Below are 19,466 nucleotides of genomic sequence, written 5' to 3'. Positions count from 1 at the left end.
CGGCGCACTCCGGTCTGAATTTGACTATGGCATATTCAGACATTCAGTCCCAGCAGAGCCCGGCTGTAGAGCAGCCCGAAATCGGCCTCCGAAAGACCCATGGCACGTCCCGCCTGCCAAGCCGTCAGTCCGACCTTGTGGCGCAGGACCAGTGCGTCGGCCTCCCTGCGGCCGAGCACGCGGTGCAGCCGGCCCACCGGCTCCGTCCGCCGGGCCGCACACGTGCGTGACAGGAGGTCCCAGGCTGCGGCATCGGCTGAGGCGCTGCCCAGGATGACCATCCAGTGCGCGGCCACCTCACGCAGAGCGGCGCGGGCGAGTTCGCGTCCCCGGCGCGGCGAGCCGACGACCGCGCTGCCGAAGCGGCAGTAGACCGTCCAGTGCTCGTTGCAGAAGGCCGCGTAGGCAAGGGGGTCGCTCGCCGGCTCCGCCAGCGGGAGATCGGCCGGTATGGACCTGAGGTCGGGAAGCCCCCGGCTGGTGCGCGACCTGCCAGGATATGGGCGCTTGGGCATGTCGTTCCACTCCACGGGGCTCAGAAGATGCACCTGCGGACACGAAGCCACGGTCACGGTGCAGCGCGGAAGGGCCATCGGCACGGGCGGAAGAAGAGTCGGGGCCGCCCACCACCGCAGGCAGCTCGCGCCCCCATCCGCATCCCGGCTTGCGGGACCTCGCGGCCGGGCACGAGCTGCCACCTGCCTGCAGATCAGCAGGCGTAGCGGATCCTGACAAAGGAAACGGCGCTGCGGTCAGCCCACGCCGTGACCACCACCATCATCTGGACCTCCGGACTCAGCGCCCCCGGCCAGACGACAGCCCCAACCGCGACCGCCACCGCCAGTACCGACCCGAACCGGAAACTGAGCAGAAGGACGCCCGTCACGGCCGTTTGCAGGAGCGCCGGCAGAGGAATGCTCCCCCGGGGCGCCGCCGGAACAAGGCGGGCCAGCCCCCGCTGAACGTGCTGCTTCAACTTCGTACCTCCCTGGTGCGTCGGATGAGAAAGCACGAAGGGAAGGCCCCGACGCGAGCGCCAAACCAACTCGGGGCCTTTTCCGTGCCGATCGCACGCTAGTGCCCTCACACCGGCAGCAGCAGGAGATGACAATCGTGAAAACGGAACCGGGAACTCCCGCCACTCCGGGGAGAAATGACCGGAAACAAACACACGGGGATCAATGAGCCGCCGCAAGCGGCACCACGCGGTCAAACCCGATCAATCACGGTCGGAGGAAAGTCACCTCGTGTGAGAATCCCCCTCACGCTCCGCCTGGCTGCCACTCTTTCGGGGGGAAACCCCACCTCGCACTCGCTCGGCCCTGAAAATCCCATTCCACACACACCCACACAGAGGCCGACCTCAGGGCAGAGTCAGGACGAACCTGGCACTACAACAGACCCTCCGAAGCCGCTCTCCGGATTCCGGCGCAGAAGCAGCGGTTCCCCGGTTCGCAGAATCGGAGAACCGCTGGACAATTGACCACTCCACCGCCACCGGACACGTACCCGCCAACGAAAGGCGCCCGCCACGCCGCACACACACCACACCTGCGACCAGCCACAGAGCCACCCGGTATCCGCGGCGGCTACGCCCCTGCGTAGGCCAGGCGGAACAGGTCGGCAGCTCGCTCCAGGTCACGCTCGGACCGCAACTGGACCTCCAGGTCACCGGTGCCGTGATGGCCCAGGCCCGTAACGTCCCGCGTGAATCCGGGCACAAGATCGACCTCCTTCGGGTCGACCTTGGCATACGCGAGGATCTTGGCGTGCCGCACCGGCGGAACGCAGACGAAGTTCCTCAGCCGCCGGTAGGCCGTGTACTGCTTGCGCTGGACCGCGGCGACATCACCGCCCAGGCCGAGCAGCACCTCGCCCAGCGCGTCGGCCAGGTCGGACATCCCCGCCGCAGCCGTCCCGCTCCCGGAGGGCGACGGGCCGCTCGCGCTAGCGTTCGTCCGGCGGCGGGCTCCGGCAGCGCGCCCGTGGACGGAGGCGATGGTCTCCAGCGCGATGTGGCCGTCGCCGTAGAGCCGGTAGCGGACGAGATCGATACTCCGGCGGTGCTCCCGCACGGCGTGGACGTCGTACCGGGTGAAATCACCGGCCACGCAGATCACCCGGGGACCGCTCCACAGGACCCCGGCCGCAGCCCTGGCGCCGAGCCGGTCGCGGACCAGCCGCTGGAACTCGTCACGGTGGTCCACCAGCCAGGACAGGTAGTACAGCCCCTGGTGGATCACCCCCGCGTCGGTCGCCCGCTTGTACTCGACGACCACCGGCGCCCCGTTCTCGTCCAGCCCCAGCGAGTCGATCCGCCCGCCGTGGACAGGACCTGTGCTGTACTCGCTAGCCAGGAACCGCACCCCGAGCATGGTCTCCATATGGGCCTCGACCAGACCCTGGACATCCGCCTCAGCCTCCGCCAGACATGGCAGGACCTCCGTCACTCCGCCCCTCGTACTGAACAACCTCAGCCTCGTCGCCCCCTATCAGAGATCATCACCCTGGCGCAACGAGGGATGGAGGCTGAATTATTTCGCGCCCCCCATGCACCCCTTCCCTGATGACGCAAAGCGTCGCACTCTGAACATACTCCGGAGCCGCACAACGGGTCAGGCATCGCCCGGACATGGTTCAACAGCCCCATCCGACCCGGTCAACCCCACAGCAGTAGCCATCCGGAGACCTGCGCGGCCCGCCAACTCAAGCGCGACTCGGCCTAGCAGCCCGCCCAGCCGGTCAGTGCACCGCACGCACGGGCTTGGTCAGCCCCAATACCTGCTCAACGAATGTACGCAGGGAGCAACCCGGGTCGACGCACACGAAGCGCCGCACGGCCAGCAGGCCCCCCCAAGGCGCGCCCGGCCAGCGGAAGATTCTGCAAGCGGTCGTACACCCGCGCCCCCGGCCGCAGGACGGACATACGCCTACACCACTCCCTCCTGCCAACCGCACCATCAGTCCGCTCACGCCGTGCGCTGTGGCAGTGACCAGCGCCGCAAAGCCATCGAACAGCACGTCCCGCCAAGAGCTCTTGTCGTGGACTGGGTCCTGGGCATCGACCCGGGCCGTACGAAGAAGCTCAACTCACCAAACCTGATGGATCATCATATGCGCCGATTCCGGAGTGACGGTGAATTCGTGATGTGCGTGCAGTCGTTCGGTCCTCGCAGCTTCGAGGAAGTGCCGCGCCTCGGCCGCTGCGAGCGATAGAGAGCGGCGCGGACGTTGCATGGTAGCTCGCACTCGCGGACGGCGTGTTCCGGGGCGGCTTTGAGGGTTAAGGGGACGTACGTCACGGTCGGTGGAGACAGCCGCTTGCCACACATCCGGTTCGGGTGAGTCTCTGTGCACTCATAGACGGCGGCGCCCAGCCGCAAACGAATGCATCCTGATTAGGGGCCCGGGCGCCGCGCCGATGGCGCTCTTGCGCGTGCCCTTCACTTCCGCAAGGCCGATACTGCCGACAAGAGCAGCCCAGCAGGCGCCCACCCGACCATCCGATCTACCTGATGGACCGTCACTGAAGTCAGCATTGAGTCAGCATCTGTACCGCCAGAACCCGCTTCAGGTCGCCACGGGCCGCCAAGATCACGAACGATCCAAGCCCGCGCTGACCAGCAAAAATGCAGGCAGCCAACCCGTTTGCTATCCTTCCCAGGAGGTACCCATGAGGATGCTCATCAACGTCCCCGAGACCGTGGTGGCCGACGCCCTGCGGGGAATGGCCGCCGCGCATCCCGAGCTGACCGTCGATGTCGAGAACCGGGTGATCGTGCGGCGGGACGCGCCCGTGGCCGGGAAGGTGGGGCTGGTTTCCGGGGGTGGGTCGGGGCATGAGCCGTTGCACGGTGGGTTCGTGGGGCCGGGGATGCTCTCGGCGGCCTGTCCGGGGGAGGTGTTCACCTCGCCGGTGCCCGATCAGATGGTGCGGGCCGCGGCCGCGGTGGACAGCGGGGCGGGTGTGCTGTTCATCGTGAAGAACTACACCGGCGACGTGCTCAACTTCGACATGGCCGCGGAACTCGCCGAGGACGAGGGCATCCAGGTCGCGAAGGTGCTGGTCAACGACGATGTGGCGGTCACGGACAGCCTGTACACGGCGGGGCGGCGCGGGACCGGGGCGACGCTGTTCGTGGAGAAGATCGCGGGTGCCGCCGCCGACGAGGGACAGCCGCTGGAGCGGGTGGAGGCGATCGCGCGGCAGGTGAACGAGAACTCCCGCAGCTTCGGGGTCGCGCTCAGCTCCGTCACCACACCCGCCAAGGGCACTCCCACCTTCGATCTGCCGGCCGGTGAGCTGGAGCTGGGCATCGGCATCCACGGCGAGCCCGGCCGGGAGCGGCGGGCGATGATGACGTCCGGGGAGATCGCCGACTTCGCGGTGCACGCGATCCTGGACGACATGAGTCCGCGCAACCCGGTGCTGGTCCTGGTCAACGGCATGGGCGCCACGCCGCTGCTGGAGCTGTACGGCTTCAACGCGGAGGTGCAGCGGGTGCTGAGCCGGCGCGGGGTCGCCGTCGCCCGCACGCTCGTCGGCAACTACGTCACCTCGCTGGACATGGCGGGCGCCTCGGTGACGCTGTGCCAGGCCGACGGGGAACTGCTGCGGCTGTGGGACGCACCGGTGAGCACCCCGGGGCTGCGCTGGGGCAGGTGACGGGACCGCACTCCGTCCGGGCGGCGCCGCCTGCCGTCCCGGGCGACGCCGGATTCCCGTCCCGGGCGGCGTCGCGCTCCCGTCCCTGGCGGCGCCATACTCCCGTCCCCCGACGGGAACACGTCCTCCTCCGGGCGGCACCGCGCCCGGTGAACGTACCTACCACGCAAGGAGTTCCAGTGCTCGACGCCGATTTCTTCCGCCGCTGGATGACGGTCACGGCCGCGTCCATGGCGCGTGAGGCGGAGCGGCTCACCGCCCTCGACTCGCCGATCGGGGACGCCGACCACGGCAGCAACATGCAGCGCGGGTTCACGGCGGTGTCGGCCGCGCTGGAGCAGGAGGCGCCGGACACCCCGGGCGCGGTGCTGATGCTGTCGGCGAAGCAGCTCATCTCGAAGGTGGGCGGCGCCTCGGGCCCGCTGTACGGCACGCTGCTGCGGCGCACCGGCAAGGCCCTCGGCGACGCGCCCGAGGTGAGCGAGGAGCAACTGGCGCAGGCATTGCGCACCGGCGTGGAGGCGGTGATGACGCTGGGCGGGGCCGCGCCGGGCGACAAGACGATGATCGACGCGCTGGTTCCGGCGGTGGACGCGCTCGGCACGTCCTTCGCGGCGGCGCGTACGGCGGCCGAGGAGGGCGCGGTGGCGACCACGCCGCTCCAGGCGCGCAAGGGCCGGGCGAGCTATCTCGGCGAGCGCAGCATCGGCCACCAGGATCCGGGCGCCACCTCGTCGGCGCTGCTGGTCGCGGCCCTCGCGGAGGCCCACGGTGAGTGACGACGGCCTGGTGGGGATCGTGCTGGTGTCGCACAGCGCCGAGGTGGCCGCGTCCGTCGCCGCGCTGGCGCAGGCGCTCGCGGGCGGCGGCGCGCGGGTGCCGGTCGCGCCCGCGGGCGGCGTCGAGGGCGGCGGGCTCGGCACCAGCGCCGAGCTGATCACCGCCGCGGCGGTGGCGGTGGACCGGGGGGCCGGGGTGGGCGTGCTCACGGACCTCGGCAGCGCGGTCCTCACGGTCAAGGCGCTGCTGGCCGAGGGCGACGAACTGCCGCCCGGCACCCGGCTCCTGGACGCCCCGTTCGTCGAGGGCGCGGTGGCCGCGGTCGTGACGGCCGCGGCCGGTGCCGATCTGGCGGCGGTGGAGGCGGCGGCGGCGGACGCGTACACCTACCGCAAGGTGTGACCGGGGCGGCGGGGCGTCACCGTACGGGCACCGTCACCGTACGAGCACCCGTCGCCGTACGAGCACCCGTCCTCGTGCGGGCGCTCTTCCTCCCCGCCCCGCCGTCACGCTCACCGCACGAGCGCTCGCGCGCGGCACGTCAGCCGACGAACTCGCGCGCCAGCCGCTCGCCCTCCCGGACCGCTGCCGGGTGGTCCTCGATCGGGGTGACGGTGGAGTCCTTGAACAGGATGTAGGTCACCCCGGACGCGGTGCCGCCGTGCCGGGGGTCGGGGTCGATGCCCAGCTGCCGGGCGGTGGCGTAGGAAGCCTCGCCGATGAGGTCGCGCGGTCCCCGGTCGCCGACCACGGCGTAGCGCACCCGGTCGCGGTAGACGACGGCGGCGACGGTCCCGGCCCGCACCCCGTCGTCGCCGTGGTCCCAGATCCGGCTCGGCACGGGTACGACGACGTAGGGCAGTTCCTCGGAGTTCAGGGCCTGTCCGTCGGACTGCTGGAAGGCGGTGTGGGGCGAGAAGTACGGGTCGGTACGGGCGTTGCAGTGGCGGCCCGCCCGCCCGTCGCAGTCGATGTCCATGTCCGCCTTCCAGAACACGGCGCCCTGGGTGCCGCAGACCGGGACACGGGCGCGGGTGCCGCCGTCGGTGCGGTAGCGGCCCCGGGAGACGGGCGTGCAGTCGCGTACCCGGGCGAGCAGGGCGGCGGCGGAGACCGCGTCCTCGCCCGGTGCCGCCGGGACGTGCCGCGGGGGTGGGCCGGACACGGACGCCGTGGCGGTGGGGGATGTCGTCGGGGCGAGCAGGGCGGCACTCGCCACGGCGAGGGTCAGCGACTGGACACGCACGATAGGGGCCTCTCCTCGGATCTGACGGACACTCAGCCCTATCTGACGCCCTTTCCGATCACGAGGCCACTAACGGGGGCCGGACGGTGCACCTCCGGCGTGTCACGCGTGTCGGCGGGTCCGCGCGGCGGGTCGACGTGCCTGGGGGAGGATTTTTCCGGGGCGACATTCTCCGGGGCGACAGGGGGCGGGGGCCCGAGCCCGTATCGGCTCCGGCCCCCGGCCGCCCGCGCCGGCGCGGTGACAGCGACGACAGCGGTCCGCGCCATCGGCGTGAACTCCCCCGCTCTTTGGGAGAGTTCGGCCGTGAGGGGCTTCAGCATACGTAACTCCGGGCGATGCTCACCAACAGTGCCCGGACGCGGCCCGGACGCCGCCGGGACGCCGACCGCGAGGGCATTCCCCCCTTGATGTGATCCCGCCAGGCGCGCAGAATTGGTCCGGACCATTGCAGCCGCCCTGGGAGGCATCACCGTGCGACGCGCCCCCGTTCCCGCCGTGTTCATCTGCGGCACCCTCCTGCTCGTGACCTCCTGCGCCTGGGGCGGTGCGGCGGAGAGCGGTGAAAGCCCACCCGGGGCACCGGCCGGGGTCACCGCCGACGCCGGCAGCGCGACCAGCGTGCATGTGATGTGGAACGAGGTGTCGGCCGAACCCCCCGTCACGGAGTACGAGATCTACCAGGGCTCGACCAAGGTCAAGGAGGTCGACGCCGACGAGCACATGGTGGACGTCGTGCAGCTCAAGCCCTCGACCACCTACACCTTCACCGTCCGCGCCCGCGACGCCGAGGGGCGGCTCAGCGACCCCAGCATTCAGGTCGAGGCGACCACCCCGGCGGCCGGTCCCGCCGACGACTCCCCGCCCACCCGACCCGGCACGACCAGCGGCCAGGTGACGGGGAGCCAGGCGGTGCAGCTGCAGTGGGGAGCGTCGACAGACGACCAGAAGGTGGTGTCGTACGACATCTTCCAGGGCGATACAAAGATCCACAGTGTGAGCGGGACCCAGACCGCGGCCGTGGTCACCGGGCTACGGCCGAGCACGGACTACTCCTTCACGATCAAGGCGCGGGACGCGGCGGACAATGTCTCGCCCGCCGGGAACGCCGTACGGCTGACCACGGCGGCCGGGGACGACAGCGGGCAGGGCACCGCGCCCACCGACTTCACCGCGACCACGCGGCTGGTCGACGGGGCCTACAACCTGTCGCTGACCTGGATGCCGCCCGCGGTGGACGGGGTGATCTCCGAGTACCAGATCCAGCTCGACGGAGAGTCCACGACCTCGCTCGTGTGGGGCGCCAAGCCGCCCGAGGGGCTGTCGACCTACAGCTTCTACATCGGGGAGAAGGCCGGTGAGACGCACAAGGTGCGGCTGCGGGCCAAGCTGCCGGACGGGACGTGGGGCGGGTACTCGCCGGAGCGGACGGTGATCACCGGGGAGGACGACGGGGAGTCCTGAGGGGGGTGCTGGTCCGGGGCGCCGGTCCTGGACGGTGATCCGGGGCGGGCGATCGGCCCTCCCCGGCGTGGATCGGCGGCGGGCGGCATCGTGGAGAGCGCTGAGGGCGCAGAGGGCGCTGAGGGCGCGGATGGCCCGGACGGCGGAATCCGTCACCTGCCCGGGTGCGGCCGGAGTGCGGGCGGCGGCCGGGCGGCATTGGCTGCCTGTGAGGCGCACGGGCGTTTTCCGACCTGGCGGCGCTAGGGATGTACCGCCGACCGTGCCACTGGAGGACAGACCCATGCGCATCCGCCGGCAACTCCTGCGCTCCGGCCCGCTCGTGACCGCCGCCGCCGTGCCGCTCGCCCTGGCCGCCGGGCCGGCCGCCGCCGCAAGCGGGATCTCCGTGAGCACCTCGGGGTCCTCGGTGTCGGTCACCACCGCCGTGTGCACCCAGATGAGCGGCAGCTGGGGCAATGCCTCGCTGATCAACAGCGCCCAGACGAACTTCGCCCAGGGCCGTCAGATCGCCCTCACCGGCACGTCGAACCTCCAGTCGGCCGCCTGGTCCAATGTCACGCCCGGCACCTACACGGTCGCCGTCGTGTGCGCGGGCGGCAACACCGCGGGCACCCAGTCGGTGATCGTCTCCGCCCCGGCGTCACCGACCATCTCGGCGACCTCCTCGGCCGCCGCCTCGGCCCCGGCTTCCCCTTCCGCCTCCGCCTCGCCGCGCGGGGTGCTGGGCGGCGTCGGCGGCGGCATCAAGAACTACGGGACGCTGACGCTGGTCGCGGGCGGGGTGCTGGTGGGCGCCGGGGCGATCGCGGCGGGCTGGTTCCTGCGCAGGCGGTCGAAGCCGTACCGGCTCTGAACGGACAGCCGGATCACCGGGGAAGGCCCTCCAGTTCCTCCAGCGCGTGCGTCAGCCACCGCGTCCAGAAGGTCTCCAGGTCGATGCCCGCGCGCAGGACCAGATGCTGGAGCCGGTCCTGGGCGGTGTCCTTGTCCGGCGGGAAGTCCCGCTCCTCGATCTGCGCGTACCGCGCCAGCACGCCCTGATGCAGTTCCAGATGGCGGCGCAGGTCGGCCTCCAGACCGTCCGTGCCGACCACGGCCGACGCCCGCAGCCGCAGCAGCAGGGGGTCGCGCATCGGCCTGGGGTCCTGGGGCGCGGCGGTCCAGCGGGCGAGTTCGGCGCGGCCGGCGGGCAGTACCTCGTAGGACTTCTTCTGGCCGCGGGCCGGCTGCTCGCCGGGCAGCGCCCGGATCAGCCCCTCGGTCTCCAGTTTTCCCAGCTCGCGATAGATCTGCTGATGCGTCGCCGACCAGAAGTAGCCGATCGACCTGTCGAACCGCCGAGTCAGTTCGAGCCCCGAGGACGGCTTTTCGAGCAGGGCGGTGAGGATCGCGTGCGGGAGTGACATGCGGTCATCCTAGGGACGGCGCCGGGTGCCGCTGCGGGGTCCCGACGCCCCGGGCCGCCCTTCGGACGGACGCCGGGCCACGCGCAGAACGCCCAGGCACCGCGAGGCGCGCGTACCTCTGCGCACAGGCCCCAGGGCACCCCAGGCGCGGCCGGAGGCCCCCTCACAACCCCGCCGCGACCTCCGTCCCCTGTCTGATCGCGCGCTTGGCGTCCAGTTCGGCGGCGGTGTGGGCGCCGCCGATGAGGTGGGGGCGGTGGCCGGTGGCGAGCAGGGCCTCGTACAGGTCTCGGCGTGGGTCCTGGCCGGTGCACAGGACCACCGTGTCGACCTCCAGGACCGTGCTCTTCGCGCCGACGGTGAGGTGGAGTCCGGCGTCGTCGATGCGGTCGTAGCGCACACCCGGGAGCATGGTGACGCCTCGGTGCTTCAGCTCGGTGCGGTGGATCCAGCCGGTGGTCCTGCCGAGCCCGGCGCCGACCTTGGTGGGCTTGCGCTGGAGCAGGTGGACCGTGCGGGGCGGGGTGGGGCGGTCGGGGGTGGTGAGGCCGCCCGCAAAGGTGTAGGCCGGGTCGACGCCCCAGTGGCGGAAGTAGGTTTCCGGGTGCTCGCTCGCCTTGTCGCCGGTGTCGGTCAGGAACTCGGCGACGTCGAAGCCGATGCCGCCCGCGCCGAGGATCGCCACCCGGCCGCCGACGGGGACGCCGTCGCGCAGTACGTCGAGGTAGCCGACGACGCTGGGGTGGCCGACGCCGGGGATGTCGGGGATGCGCGGGGTGACCCCGGTGGCGACCACCACCTCGTCGTAGCCGGTGAGATCGGCGGCGGTGACGTGGGTGCCGAGGCGGATGTCCACGCCGTGGGCGTCCAGCTGGTGGCGGAAGTAGCGCAGGGTCTCGTCGAACTCGCGTTTGCCGGGGACCTTGCGGGCCACGTTGAGCTGCCCGCCGATCTCGCCCGCCGCGTCGAAGAGGGTGACGTCGTGGCCGCGTTCGGCGGCCCCGGCCGCGCAGGCGAGGCCGGCCGGACCGGCGCCGACGACCGCGACGCGTCTGCGCCGCCGGATCGGCGCCGGCACCAGCTCGGTCTCGTGGCAGGCGCGCGGATTGACCAGGCAGGATGTGATCCGCCCGCTGAAGGTGTGGTCCAGGCACGCCTGGTTGCAGCCGATGCAGGTGTTGATGGCCTCGGGCGTCCCGGCCGCCGCTTTCGCCACGAAGTCCGGGTCGGCGAGCATCGGGCGGGCCATGGACACCATGTCCGCGCGGCCGTCGGCGAGGAGTTCCTCGGCGAGTTCCGGGGTGTTGATGCGGTTGGTGGTGATGAGCGGCACCGGCACCTCGCCCATCAGGCGCTGGGTGACCCAGGTGTAGGCGCCGCGCGGCACGGACGTGGCGATGGTGGGGATACGGGCCTCGTGCCAGCCGATGCCGGTGTTGATCAGGGTCGCCCCGGCCGTCGCGACGGCCCGGCCGAGGGTGATCACCTCGTCCAGGGTGGAGCCGTCGGGTACCAGGTCGAGCATGGACAGCCGGTAGATGACGATGAAGTCCGCGCCGACGGCCTGGCGCACCCGCCGGACGATCTCGACGGGGAAGCGGATCCGGTTGCCGTACGAGCCGCCCCAGCGGTCGGTGCGGTGGTTGGTCCGCCGGGCGATGAACTCATTGATGAGATAGCCCTCGGAGCCCATGATCTCGACCCCGTCGTAGCCGGCCGTGCGGGCGAGGCGGGCGGCGCGGACGTAGTCGTCGATGGTCCGCTCGATGTCCGCGTCGGTCAGCTCGCGCGGCGGGTGGGGGCTGATGGGCGCCCGGAGCGGGCTGGGGGCGACCAGGCGGGGGTGGTGGGCGTAGCGGCCGAAGTGCAGGATCTGCATCGCGATCCGGCCGCCCGCGCGGTGCACGGCGTCGGTGATCTCGCGGTGCTCCACCGCCTCCGCCGCGGTGGTGAGTTTGGCGCCGCCCGCCCGGGGCCGCCCCTCCTCGTTGGGCGCGATGCCCCCGGTGACGATCAGGCCCACTCCCCCGCGCGCCCGGGCGGCGTAGAACTCCGCCATGCGGGTGAAGCCGCCCTCGATCTCCTCCAGTCCTACGTGCATCGAGCCCATGAGGACGCGATTGGGCAGGGTGGTGAAGCCCAGGTCGAGCGGGCTCAGCAGATGCGGGTAACGGCTCATGGGCCCCTCCGTGCGCGGTGTCATGCCCTCCCGGTCAGTTGTAGAGGACCGCACACGGTTTATGCAACTAGTTGCAAAACAATCGCCGGTATCCGCCGCTCTCAGCGGTTCTCCAGCAGCACGTGCAGCTCACGCTCCTGGTCGCCGGACGCGGTGGACAGTTCCCGTACGGCGAACAGGGAGTGCAACGTCGTACGGAACCGGTCGATCGCCCAGTAGCCGCCCTGCACGTCCGCCGTCACGGACGCCACCAGCCGGTCCGGCGCCGCCGCCGGGTCCTGGTGGGCGTCGGCCACGTCGAAGGTGCCGAGCCAGACCGCGGGCCGGGTCTCATGGAGTTCCTGCGGTACGTCGTCGGCGCGCCGGTCGGAGGTGAAGCACGCGCGGAGGGTGTCGAACACCACCCGGGCGTCTTCCTTGCTGCACCCGCTGATCTCGACGGAGACGGATTCCGGATGCGAGGCCGCTGCGTTCATCGCGACCGCTCTCCTTCCCTTGGCCGGGTGACCCTCGGCTTCCTTCGGGCAGCCGGCCGCGGCCCTGGTACTGGCCGCGGAGGGCCGGGCCCCCTGTCCAGGTAAGCACCGGCGCGGGCAGAACACCACCGAGGCGCTCGGTGCCACCGGTCCGCCGCCCCCGGCCGCCCGTGCCCGGTGTGCTTCGCTGGTGTCGGGTGCCCGGCGGATCGCGGGACGGGCGCCGCTGTGGTGAGGGATGGTGGAGACAACGCCGAGGAGGCTCGAACGAAAGGGTGGGGCGCGCTACGACAGGGGAGCCGGCACGGGGGAAGTCACGTGCCGTGACACAGGGCCAGGGCGGTGCGTGATGGGTGCACGAGGGTCGGCGGTCACCGGAGATGACGAACCGGGCCGCGGTACGGGGCGGCCCAGCGGGCTGCTGGACGTGCTGGGCGTGGCCTCGGTGGTGCTGGACACCGAGGGGCGCATCGTGCTGTGGAGCCCGCAGGCCGAGGAGCTGTTCGGCTACTCCGCGCGGGAGGCGCTCGGCCGGTACGCCGCCCAGGTGATGGTCCACGAGCAGCATCTGGACCTGGTGGTGAGGCTCTTCGCGGACGTGATGGCCACCGGCGAGGGCTGGGCGGGCGCCTTCCCGGTGCGGCACAAGGACGGCCGCACCCGGCTGGTGGAGTTCCGCAACATGCGGCTGACGGACGACCGCGGTGAGGTGTTCGCCCTCGGCCTCGCCGCCGACCAGAGCACGGTACGGCGGCTGGAGCGGGACGTGGCGCTGTCGGCGCAGGTCGTCGACCAGTCGCCCATCGGCATCGCCGTCCTGGACACCACCTTGCGCCATGTCTCGGTGAACCCGGCGCTGGAGCTGATGGACGGCGTCCCGGCCGAGGCGCATCTGGGACGGACCCTGCGCGAGGTGCTGCCGCTGCTGGACGCCGACGGGCTGGAGACCGCGGCCCGCCGGGTGCTGGCCACCGGCCGCCCGGTCATCGACCGGTCCGTCACCGGCCGTACGCCCGCCGATCCGGACGAGGACCACGTCTGGACGGCGTCGCTGTACCGGCTCCAGGACGCGGTGGGCACGGCGCTCGGCGTGGCGCTGTCGCTGGTCGACATCACCGAGCGGCACCGGGCGGGCGTGGAGGCGGAGGCGGCCCGGCGGCGGCTCGCGGTGATCGCGGACGCCTCGGCGCGGATCGGCACCACGCTGGATGTGGACCGCACGGCCCGGGAACTGGCCGATGTGGCCGTCCCGGAGCTGGCCGACATCGCGGCGGTGGAGGTGCTGGACGCGGTGATGGAGGGCCGCCGCAGCAGACTGGGGCCGGCCGAACCGGCGGTGATCAGGGCGCTCGCGGTGCGCGCGGACGGTGAGCGGGACGCGCTGGCGGCGGCCGATCCGCCCGGTCAGGTGGCGCGCTACCAGCCCGACCGGCTGGTCACGGAGTGCGTCCGGACCGGGCAGCCGGTGCGGGTGGCACATGTGAACGACGACGATCTGCGGCGGATCGCCCGCTCCCCCGAGGCGGCGCTCCTGCTCTCGCGCGCGGGCGTGCACTCGTATCTCGCCGTGCCGCTGATCGCGCGCGGCGAGGTGCTCGGCGCTCTGGACCTCAAGCGCATCCGCAATCCGCTGCCGTTCAGCGAGGACGATGTGCTGCTCGCCCGGGAGCTGGCGGCCCGCGCGGCCGTGCAGATCGACAATGCCCGCTGGTACCAGAACGCCCGGGACACCGCCCTCACCCTCCAGCGCAGCCTGCTGCCCAGTCATCCGCCGGTCACCGGCGGCCTGGAGGTGGCCTCCCGCTACCAGCCGGCCGGCGCGACCACCGAGGTGGGCGGCGACTGGTTCGACGTGATCCCGCTGGAGGGCGGCAGAACCGCGCTGGTCGTCGGCGATGTGATGGGCAGCGGGATCAGCGCCGCCGCCACCATGGGCCGGCTGCGCACCGCCACCACCACCCTCGCGCCGCTCGGCCTCGACCCCGCGGTCCTCCTGGAGCACCTCGACCGGATCACCACGGGCCTGAAGCACTCCATCGCCACCTGTCTGTACGCGGTCCACGACCCGGCGCTCGGCCGCTGCCTGATCGCCAACGCCGGGCATCTGCCGCCCGCGCGGACCCGGGTCGGGCGCCGGCCGGAGCTGCTGGACCTGCCGACCGGGGCGCCGCTCGGCGTCGGCGGGGTGGCGTTCTCCACCACCAGCTTCGACTTCGCGCCCGGCGACCGGCTCGTGCTCTACACGGACGGCCTGGTCGAGACCCGCCGCCACTCCCTCGACGAGCGCCTCGACACCATGCTCGGTCTGCTGGAGGACCCCGCGCGCCCGCTGGAGGAGGTCTGCGACCTGCTGGTGCGCACCCTGCACCAGACGGACAACCACGATGACGTGGCGGTGCTCATCGCCCGTGCCCGCGAGGCGGGCTGAGCGCCGCCCGGCACGCTCACCCGGGCAGGCCGCCGATCACGACATGCGCGTCGGTGTCCGCGCAGACGGCCACCTCGGCGGTGAGTCCCGCGCGGGTGTACGCGGCGACCGCGAGCGGCGCCTGACGCTCACTGGTCTCGGTCAGCAGCCGGCCGTCGGGGGCCAGCCAGTGCGGGGCCCCGGCGGCGACGCGGCGCAGCACGTCCAGCCCGTCGGTGCCGCCGTCCAGCGCGGCCAGGGGTTCATGGTCGCGGGCCTCGGCCGGGAGCAGTCCGACCTCGCCGGTGGGGACGTAGGGCACATTGGCCGCCAGGATGCCGACCCGGCCGCGCAGTTCACCGGGGAGCGCCGCGAACAGGTCGCCCCGGTGGACGCGGCCGTGGTGGGCGGCGACATTGCGGTGGGCGCAGCGCACGGCGACGGGGTCGATGTCGGCGGCGTGCAGCTCGACGCCGTCGAGGGCGGATGCCAGGGCGGCGCCGACCGCGCCCGAGCCGCAGCACAGGTCGACCACGACGCGCGCGTGCGGGACCCGGGCGAGGGCCTGTTCGACCAGGAACTCGGTCCGGCGGCGCGGCACGAAGACGCCGGCGGCCACGACGATCCGCAGGCCCCGGAACTCGGCCCAGCCGACGACGAGTTCGAGGGGCAGCCCGCTCACCCGCCGCTCGACGAGTCCGGCGAGTTCACCGGGGGTGCGGGCGGCGGCGAGGATCAGCGCGGCCTCGTCCTCGGCGAACACACAGCCGGCGGCCCGCAGGGCGCTCACGACCTGCGCGGGGGTGGGCGACGGAGAAGGCGAAGAAGGTGCGGAAGAGGGGAGCATGGGAAGTGCGGGAGCCTTTCGCGACACGAAGGGCGCTCCCGGCGGCCACCGCCCTAGGGCCGGTGATCCGCGCCGGTTCGAGAGGTGAGCACCCCGGCTGACACAGCGGTGATGGGTCTCACCTCCTCGGTCGTACGGCCGGGTCCACCCGCGGCCGGAACGGCCACCATACACCTGCTCGATCGGCCGCCCACGGGCCCCTCGCCCGCCGGGCCGGGGCCTCGGCGGGACAGGGAACACCCCGGGTCGCGGGCACCGCCCGCCGTTCAGGACACGGCCATCGCCCGGTCCTCGCCGGTCGGTTGCGGGGCGCGGGCCGCCATGAAGGCCGTGGTGCGGCGCAGCCGGAAGCCCAGCTGCTCGTAGAGGCGTATCGCGTTCGTGTTCGCGGCGCCCGTGTGCAGGAACGGGGCCTCGCCGCGGGCGCGGATGCCGTGGGCGACGGCGAGGACCAGCCGGGTGGCGAGGCCCTCGCCGCGGGCCGACGGGTCGGTGCAGACCGCGCTGATCTCGGTCCAGCCCGGCGGATGCAGCCGCTCCCCCGCCATGGCGACGAGCCGGCCCTCGCGGCGGATGCCGAGATAGGTGCCCATCTCGATGGTGCGGGGCAGGAACGGGCCGGGCCTGGTGCGCTCGACCAGGTCGGTCATCTCGGGCACGTCGGCGGGGCCGAGGACGATCGCCTCGGGGTCGGGGGCGGTGACCACACCGTCGTCGACGAGCTGGACGCCGTCCGCGTGGAAGATGATCTCCCAGCCGTCCGGGACCGGCCCCTGGTGGCCGAGGAGGGGTATCTCGGTGTCCGGCCCGGCGAGCGCCACGAGGTCCGCCCAGTCGTCGGGGCCCAGCTCGTCGGGCAGGGCGAGCCAGGGCGAGACGTCGACCGGGTAGCGCAGGATGCGGCCCCGGCGCTGCGCGAAGTGGGCGTGCGGGCCCGTCAGCGAGGCGAGGGCCGGGTTGTCGAGTATGTGCGGGGGTTCGTCGCGGGTCACGGGGACACCTCGATCACGACCTTGCCTCGGGAGTGCCCTTCCTCGACCACGCGCAGCGCCTCACCGGCCCGCTCCAGCGGGAACGTCCCGGTCACCTGCGGGTCCAGGGTGCCGTCGATCACGAGGGCGGCGATCGCCTCCAGGACGGCCCCGGTGCGGGCGCGGGCCACCCGGGCGCCGCCGAGCCGCTCGGCCTCCTGGGGCCGGGCCGCGGCGGTGATCAGTTTCGTGCCGTCGGCCGTCAGCTTCGCGGTGTCCTCGAACACCTCGCCGCCGACCAGGTCGAAGATGCCGTCCAGGCCGTCGGGGGCGGCGGCCCGCACCCGCTCGGGCCAGCCCGGTCCGGACGGCACATGGATCACGCCCAGGGAGGTGAGCAGCTCCTTCTTGCCGTCGCTGGCCAGGCCCAGCACCTTCAGTCCGGCGCCGTGGGCGATCTGCACGGCGGCCACGCCCACCCCGCCGCCCGCGCCGGTCACCAGCAGGGTCGCGCCGGGGGTCAGGTCGAGTTGCCGGATGCCGTCGTAGGCGGTGGCGGCGGCCACCGAGAGGGTCGCGGCGGCGGCGAAGGACAGTGCGGCGGGCTTGTGCGCGCTCTGGCCCTGCGGGAGTACGGCGTACTCGGCGTAGCCGCCGCTGAAGGACGCCCCGAACACCTCGTCGCCGACGGCGAACCCGGTGACGTCCGCGCCGGTCTCCACGACCACGCCGGACACCTCGCTGCCGAGGACGGCCGGCAGTTCGGCGGGCGACTGGCCCGCGCCGCGATAGCCGTTGCGGATCTTGTAGTCGACCGGGTTGACCCCGGCCGCGCGCACGGCGATCAGCAGCTCATCGGGGCCGGGGACCGGCCGGTCCACGTCGACGAGCGCCTCGGTCTCCGGACCGCCGTACCGGGTGAAGACGTATGCCTTGGGCATGATGACTCCCACTCTTTCCACTGTCGCCGGGGGCGGGTGATCGGGTGCCCCCGGATCGGGCACCTCGGGCAAGGAGGATCGCGGTCCAGCTATTCCCTGGCGGAGGGAGTGTTCATACGCGTTTAATGATGGGGGATCCGATTGAGTCACCCCATATGTCCGCCCTTATGGGCGCAAAACGGCGGTGTACGGGGTACCAGTTCCATAGAGCCACTCGCACGCGTGACGGCGAGGAGGTCGACATGCGAACCCGGGTGCGTGGCTGGCGGTGGCGGTCCAGTCCGCTGCGCCGCCGGTCGGATGTGATCGAGGCGTGGGCCCTGGTCGTGGTCGCCGTGCTGCTGCTGCTCGGTGCACCGCTGGCAGGGGCCGCGACGGGCTGGTGGGCGTACGGCGACGCCCACGCGACGGTGGCGGCGCAGCGGGCGGAGCGGCATCTGGTGCGCGCGGAGGTGATCGCCGCCCCGCAGCGGGCGCTCCCCTCGATCGGTACCGGTACGACGACCGACGCCTACCGCGCGACGGTCCGCTGGACGGACCCGTCCGGCCGGCCGGGGACGACGGCCCTGCGGGTTCCGGCCGACGTCCACCGCGGGGACACCGTACGGGTGTGGCTCGACCGGCAGGACCGCAGCGTCGGCCCGCCGCCGGACGCGTCGATCGTCGTCCAGCACGCGATCACCCTGGGCGTCTGCGCGAGTGGCGGCACCGCGGCGATGGTCCTCCTCGGCTGGTCCGCCGTCCGCCGGATCGCCCTCGCCCACCGTCTGTCGGAGTGGGAACGCGACTGGGCCCGGACAGAGCCGGAGTGGACTCGGCGGTGGGCTTGAGCGGGGGGACGGCGGCGCTCTCCCCCAGGGGGAGTGGCGCGCGGGGTCGGTGATGCCGGTGGTCACCCCGGTGAGCGGTGGCCCTCACCGTGCGGGGCCGGTATGGCCCATGCCTCCGGCGGATCACCCTGCGGCGCCCGCCGCACCGGGACGGCACCACCCCCTCGCGGCCTGCGCGACGGCGATCCCCACCACCCCGGACGGCCCCACGGCCTGGTGTGCCGGCCCGGCCAGTGTCTACGGTGTGATCATCCTCGTACCGTCTTGTGAAGGTGACCCGTATGGCCCTGTTCGATCTGCCCCTGGACGAATTGCGTGACTATCGCAGTGGCTCCGTCGCGCCCGTGGACTTCGATGTCTTCTGGGCCAAGACGCTCCAGGAGGCGCGGGAGCATGATCTGGACGTGCGGTTCGAGCCGGTGGACAGCGGGCTGGTCACCGTCGAGGTGTACGACGTGACCTTCGCCGGGTTCGGGGGGCACCCGGTGAAGGGCTGGCTGACCGTGCCCGCGACGGCCGCCGGGCCGGTGCCGCTGGTCGTGGAGTTCGTCGGGTACGGCGGCGGGCGCGGGCTGGCGCACGAGCATCTGCTGTGGGCGTCGACGGGCCGCGCGCACTTCGTGATGGACACCCGGGGCCAGGGCAGCGCCTGGGGCGGGGGCGGGGCCACCCCGGACCCGGTGGCGGGCGGTCCCGCCTTCCCCGGTTTCATGACCCGGGGCATCGACGCGCCGGAGAACTACTACTACCGCCGGGTCCTCACCGACGCCGTACGGGCGGTGGAGGCGGCCCGCGCGCATCCGCTGGCCGACGCCTCCCGGACGGTGGCGCTGGGTACCAGCCAGGGCGGCGGCATCACGGTGGCGGTGGGCGCGCTGGTCCCGGACCTGGTGGCGATCGCGCCGAACGTGCCGTTCCTGTGCGACTTCCCACGGGCGACGACCCTCACGGACCGGCATCCGTACCGCGAGATCGCGCTGTGGCTCAAGACGCACCGGGGCCGCACCGAGGACGTGCTGCGCACCCTCTCGTACTTCGACGGGGTGCACTTCGCCGCCCGGGGCCGGTCCCCCGCACTCTTCTCGGCGGCCCTGGAGGACCAGACCTGCCCGCCGTCGACCGTCTTCGCGGCGTTCAACGCGTGGGCGCACGACGACAAGACCATCGAGGTGTACGACTTCAACGACCACGAGGGCGGCGGCCCGTACCAGGACGCGGTCACGATGCGCTGGCTACGGTCGTACGCCTGA

General features: G+C 72.4%; 18 protein-coding genes. 8 read left to right on the top strand and 10 right to left on the bottom strand.

Annotated features, from left to right (window positions below; all coding sequences use genetic code 11):
* Positions 1–35: 35 nt before the first annotated feature.
* From ACFRFC_RS05595 to ACFRFC_RS05585, 3 genes are all read right to left on the bottom strand, one after another.
* Positions 36–515, bottom strand: a complete 480-nt coding sequence (locus ACFRFC_RS05595; RefSeq protein ID WP_382683056.1) for a hypothetical protein — start codon at positions 513–515, stop codon at positions 36–38.
* 194 nt (positions 516–709) lie between these two features.
* The gene (locus ACFRFC_RS05590; RefSeq protein WP_382683058.1) at positions 710–976 is read right to left on the bottom strand and encodes a hypothetical protein; all 267 of its coding nucleotides are present in this window, start codon (positions 974–976) and stop codon (positions 710–712) included.
* Positions 977–1,589: 613 nt separating this feature from the next.
* Complete coding sequence (locus ACFRFC_RS05585) at positions 1,590–2,450, bottom strand: DUF5655 domain-containing protein (RefSeq protein WP_382683060.1); 861 nt, start codon at positions 2,448–2,450, stop codon at positions 1,590–1,592.
* A 1,223-nt stretch (positions 2,451–3,673) separates the two neighbouring features.
* Here ACFRFC_RS05585 and dhaK point away from each other — a divergent pair.
* From dhaK to ACFRFC_RS05570, 3 genes are all read left to right on the top strand, one after another.
* Complete coding sequence (gene dhaK, locus ACFRFC_RS05580) at positions 3,674–4,666, top strand: dihydroxyacetone kinase subunit DhaK (RefSeq protein WP_382683064.1); 993 nt, start codon at positions 3,674–3,676, stop codon at positions 4,664–4,666.
* Between the two features lie 179 nt (positions 4,667–4,845).
* Entirely contained in the window at positions 4,846–5,445 is a 600-nt protein-coding gene (gene dhaL, locus ACFRFC_RS05575) for a dihydroxyacetone kinase subunit DhaL (RefSeq protein ID WP_382683067.1), read from the top strand.
* Positions 5,438–5,848 (top strand): PTS fructose transporter subunit IIA, encoded by a 411-nt coding sequence (locus ACFRFC_RS05570; protein ID WP_382683070.1) that lies wholly within the window; start codon positions 5,438–5,440, stop codon positions 5,846–5,848. Before dhaL ends, ACFRFC_RS05570 begins: the two co-directional genes overlap by 8 nt.
* Positions 5,849–5,987: 139 nt before the next feature.
* On the opposite strand, the gene ACFRFC_RS05565 is transcribed toward ACFRFC_RS05570, so the two are convergent.
* Positions 5,988–6,692 carry a glycoside hydrolase family 75 protein gene (locus ACFRFC_RS05565; protein ID WP_382683072.1) on the bottom strand — a complete coding sequence of 235 codons (705 nt, stop codon included), beginning with the start codon at positions 6,690–6,692 and terminating at the stop codon, positions 5,988–5,990.
* Between the two features lie 474 nt (positions 6,693–7,166).
* On the opposite strand from ACFRFC_RS05565, the gene ACFRFC_RS05560 reads away from it, so the two are divergent.
* On the top strand, positions 7,167–8,156 hold the full coding sequence (locus ACFRFC_RS05560) for a fibronectin type III domain-containing protein (protein WP_382683075.1): 990 nt from the start codon (positions 7,167–7,169) through the stop codon (positions 8,154–8,156).
* Between the two features lie 283 nt (positions 8,157–8,439).
* Complete coding sequence (locus ACFRFC_RS05555) at positions 8,440–9,012, top strand: hypothetical protein (protein WP_382683077.1); 573 nt, start codon at positions 8,440–8,442, stop codon at positions 9,010–9,012.
* 13 nt (positions 9,013–9,025) lie between these two features.
* Here ACFRFC_RS05555 and ACFRFC_RS05550 read toward each other — a convergent pair whose 3' ends face one another.
* From ACFRFC_RS05550 to ACFRFC_RS05540, 3 genes are all read right to left on the bottom strand, one after another.
* Positions 9,026–9,565: a PadR family transcriptional regulator gene (locus ACFRFC_RS05550; protein ID WP_382683080.1), complete on the bottom strand. Its 540-nt coding sequence runs from the start codon at positions 9,563–9,565 to the stop codon at positions 9,026–9,028.
* A 163-nt stretch (positions 9,566–9,728) separates the two neighbouring features.
* Positions 9,729–11,744, bottom strand: a complete 2,016-nt coding sequence (locus ACFRFC_RS05545) for an FAD-dependent oxidoreductase (protein WP_382683082.1) — start codon at positions 11,742–11,744, stop codon at positions 9,729–9,731.
* A gap of 101 nt (positions 11,745–11,845) precedes the next feature.
* Positions 11,846–12,220, bottom strand: coding sequence for a hypothetical protein (locus ACFRFC_RS05540; protein WP_382683084.1), 375 nt, complete (start codon positions 12,218–12,220; stop codon positions 11,846–11,848).
* Between the two features lie 349 nt (positions 12,221–12,569).
* Here ACFRFC_RS05540 and ACFRFC_RS05535 point away from each other — a divergent pair, with 349 nt between their 5' ends.
* On the top strand, positions 12,570–14,648 hold the full coding sequence (locus tag ACFRFC_RS05535; RefSeq protein ID WP_382683086.1) for a SpoIIE family protein phosphatase: 2,079 nt from the start codon (positions 12,570–12,572) through the stop codon (positions 14,646–14,648).
* A gap of 16 nt (positions 14,649–14,664) precedes the next feature.
* Here the strand turns inward: ACFRFC_RS05535 and ACFRFC_RS05530 are convergent, their stop codons facing one another.
* The 3 genes from ACFRFC_RS05530 to ACFRFC_RS05520 form a co-directional block, all read right to left on the bottom strand.
* Entirely contained in the window at positions 14,665–15,474 is an 810-nt protein-coding gene (locus tag ACFRFC_RS05530; protein ID WP_382683087.1) for a putative protein N(5)-glutamine methyltransferase, read from the bottom strand.
* A 266-nt stretch (positions 15,475–15,740) separates the two neighbouring features.
* Complete coding sequence (locus ACFRFC_RS05525) at positions 15,741–16,466, bottom strand: GNAT family N-acetyltransferase (protein WP_382683090.1); 726 nt, start codon at positions 16,464–16,466, stop codon at positions 15,741–15,743.
* A complete protein-coding gene (locus ACFRFC_RS05520) occupies positions 16,463–17,386 on the bottom strand; it encodes an NADP-dependent oxidoreductase (RefSeq protein WP_382683092.1) in 924 nt (307 codons plus the stop codon). Before ACFRFC_RS05520 ends, ACFRFC_RS05525 begins: the two co-directional genes overlap by 4 nt.
* Before the next feature lie 242 nt (positions 17,387–17,628).
* Here ACFRFC_RS05520 and ACFRFC_RS05515 point away from each other — a divergent pair, with 242 nt between their 5' ends.
* Entirely contained in the window at positions 17,629–18,216 is a 588-nt protein-coding gene (locus ACFRFC_RS05515) for a hypothetical protein (RefSeq protein WP_382683094.1), read from the top strand.
* 281 nt (positions 18,217–18,497) lie between these two features.
* On the top strand, positions 18,498–19,466 hold the full coding sequence (locus tag ACFRFC_RS05510; protein ID WP_382683096.1) for an acetylxylan esterase: 969 nt from the start codon (positions 18,498–18,500) through the stop codon (positions 19,464–19,466).

The organism is Streptomyces sp. NPDC056734 (assembly GCF_042790455.1).
Taxonomy (GTDB): Bacteria; Actinomycetota; Actinomycetes; order Streptomycetales; family Streptomycetaceae; genus Streptomyces.
The sequence above is the reverse complement of the archived record's forward strand: the minus strand, read 5'-3'. Positions and strand labels throughout refer to the sequence as shown.

Bases quoted from the DNA above. Each gene is read 5' to 3' on its own strand.
- ACFRFC_RS05595 (WP_382683056.1), bottom strand. From the start codon at position 515: ATGCCCAAGCGCCCATATCCTGGCAGGTCGCGCACCAGCCGGGGGCTT.
- dhaK (WP_382683064.1), top strand. From the start codon at position 3,674: ATGAGGATGCTCATCAACGTCCCCGAGACCGTGGTGGCCGACGCCCTG.
- ACFRFC_RS05555 (WP_382683077.1), top strand. From the start codon at position 8,440: ATGCGCATCCGCCGGCAACTCCTGCGCTCCGGCCCGCTCGTGACCGCC.
- ACFRFC_RS05550 (WP_382683080.1), bottom strand. From the start codon at position 9,565: ATGTCACTCCCGCACGCGATCCTCACCGCCCTGCTCGAAAAGCCGTCC.
- ACFRFC_RS05545 (WP_382683082.1), bottom strand. From the start codon at position 11,744: ATGAGCCGTTACCCGCATCTGCTGAGCCCGCTCGACCTGGGCTTCACC.
- ACFRFC_RS05540 (WP_382683084.1), bottom strand. From the start codon at position 12,220: ATGAACGCAGCGGCCTCGCATCCGGAATCCGTCTCCGTCGAGATCAGC.
- ACFRFC_RS05535 (WP_382683086.1), top strand. From the start codon at position 12,570: ATGGGTGCACGAGGGTCGGCGGTCACCGGAGATGACGAACCGGGCCGC.
- ACFRFC_RS05530 (WP_382683087.1), bottom strand. From the start codon at position 15,474: ATGCTCCCCTCTTCCGCACCTTCTTCGCCTTCTCCGTCGCCCACCCCC.
- ACFRFC_RS05520 (WP_382683092.1), bottom strand. From the start codon at position 17,386: ATGCCCAAGGCATACGTCTTCACCCGGTACGGCGGTCCGGAGACCGAG.
- ACFRFC_RS05515 (WP_382683094.1), top strand. From the start codon at position 17,629: ATGCGAACCCGGGTGCGTGGCTGGCGGTGGCGGTCCAGTCCGCTGCGC.
- ACFRFC_RS05510 (WP_382683096.1), top strand. From the start codon at position 18,498: ATGGCCCTGTTCGATCTGCCCCTGGACGAATTGCGTGACTATCGCAGT.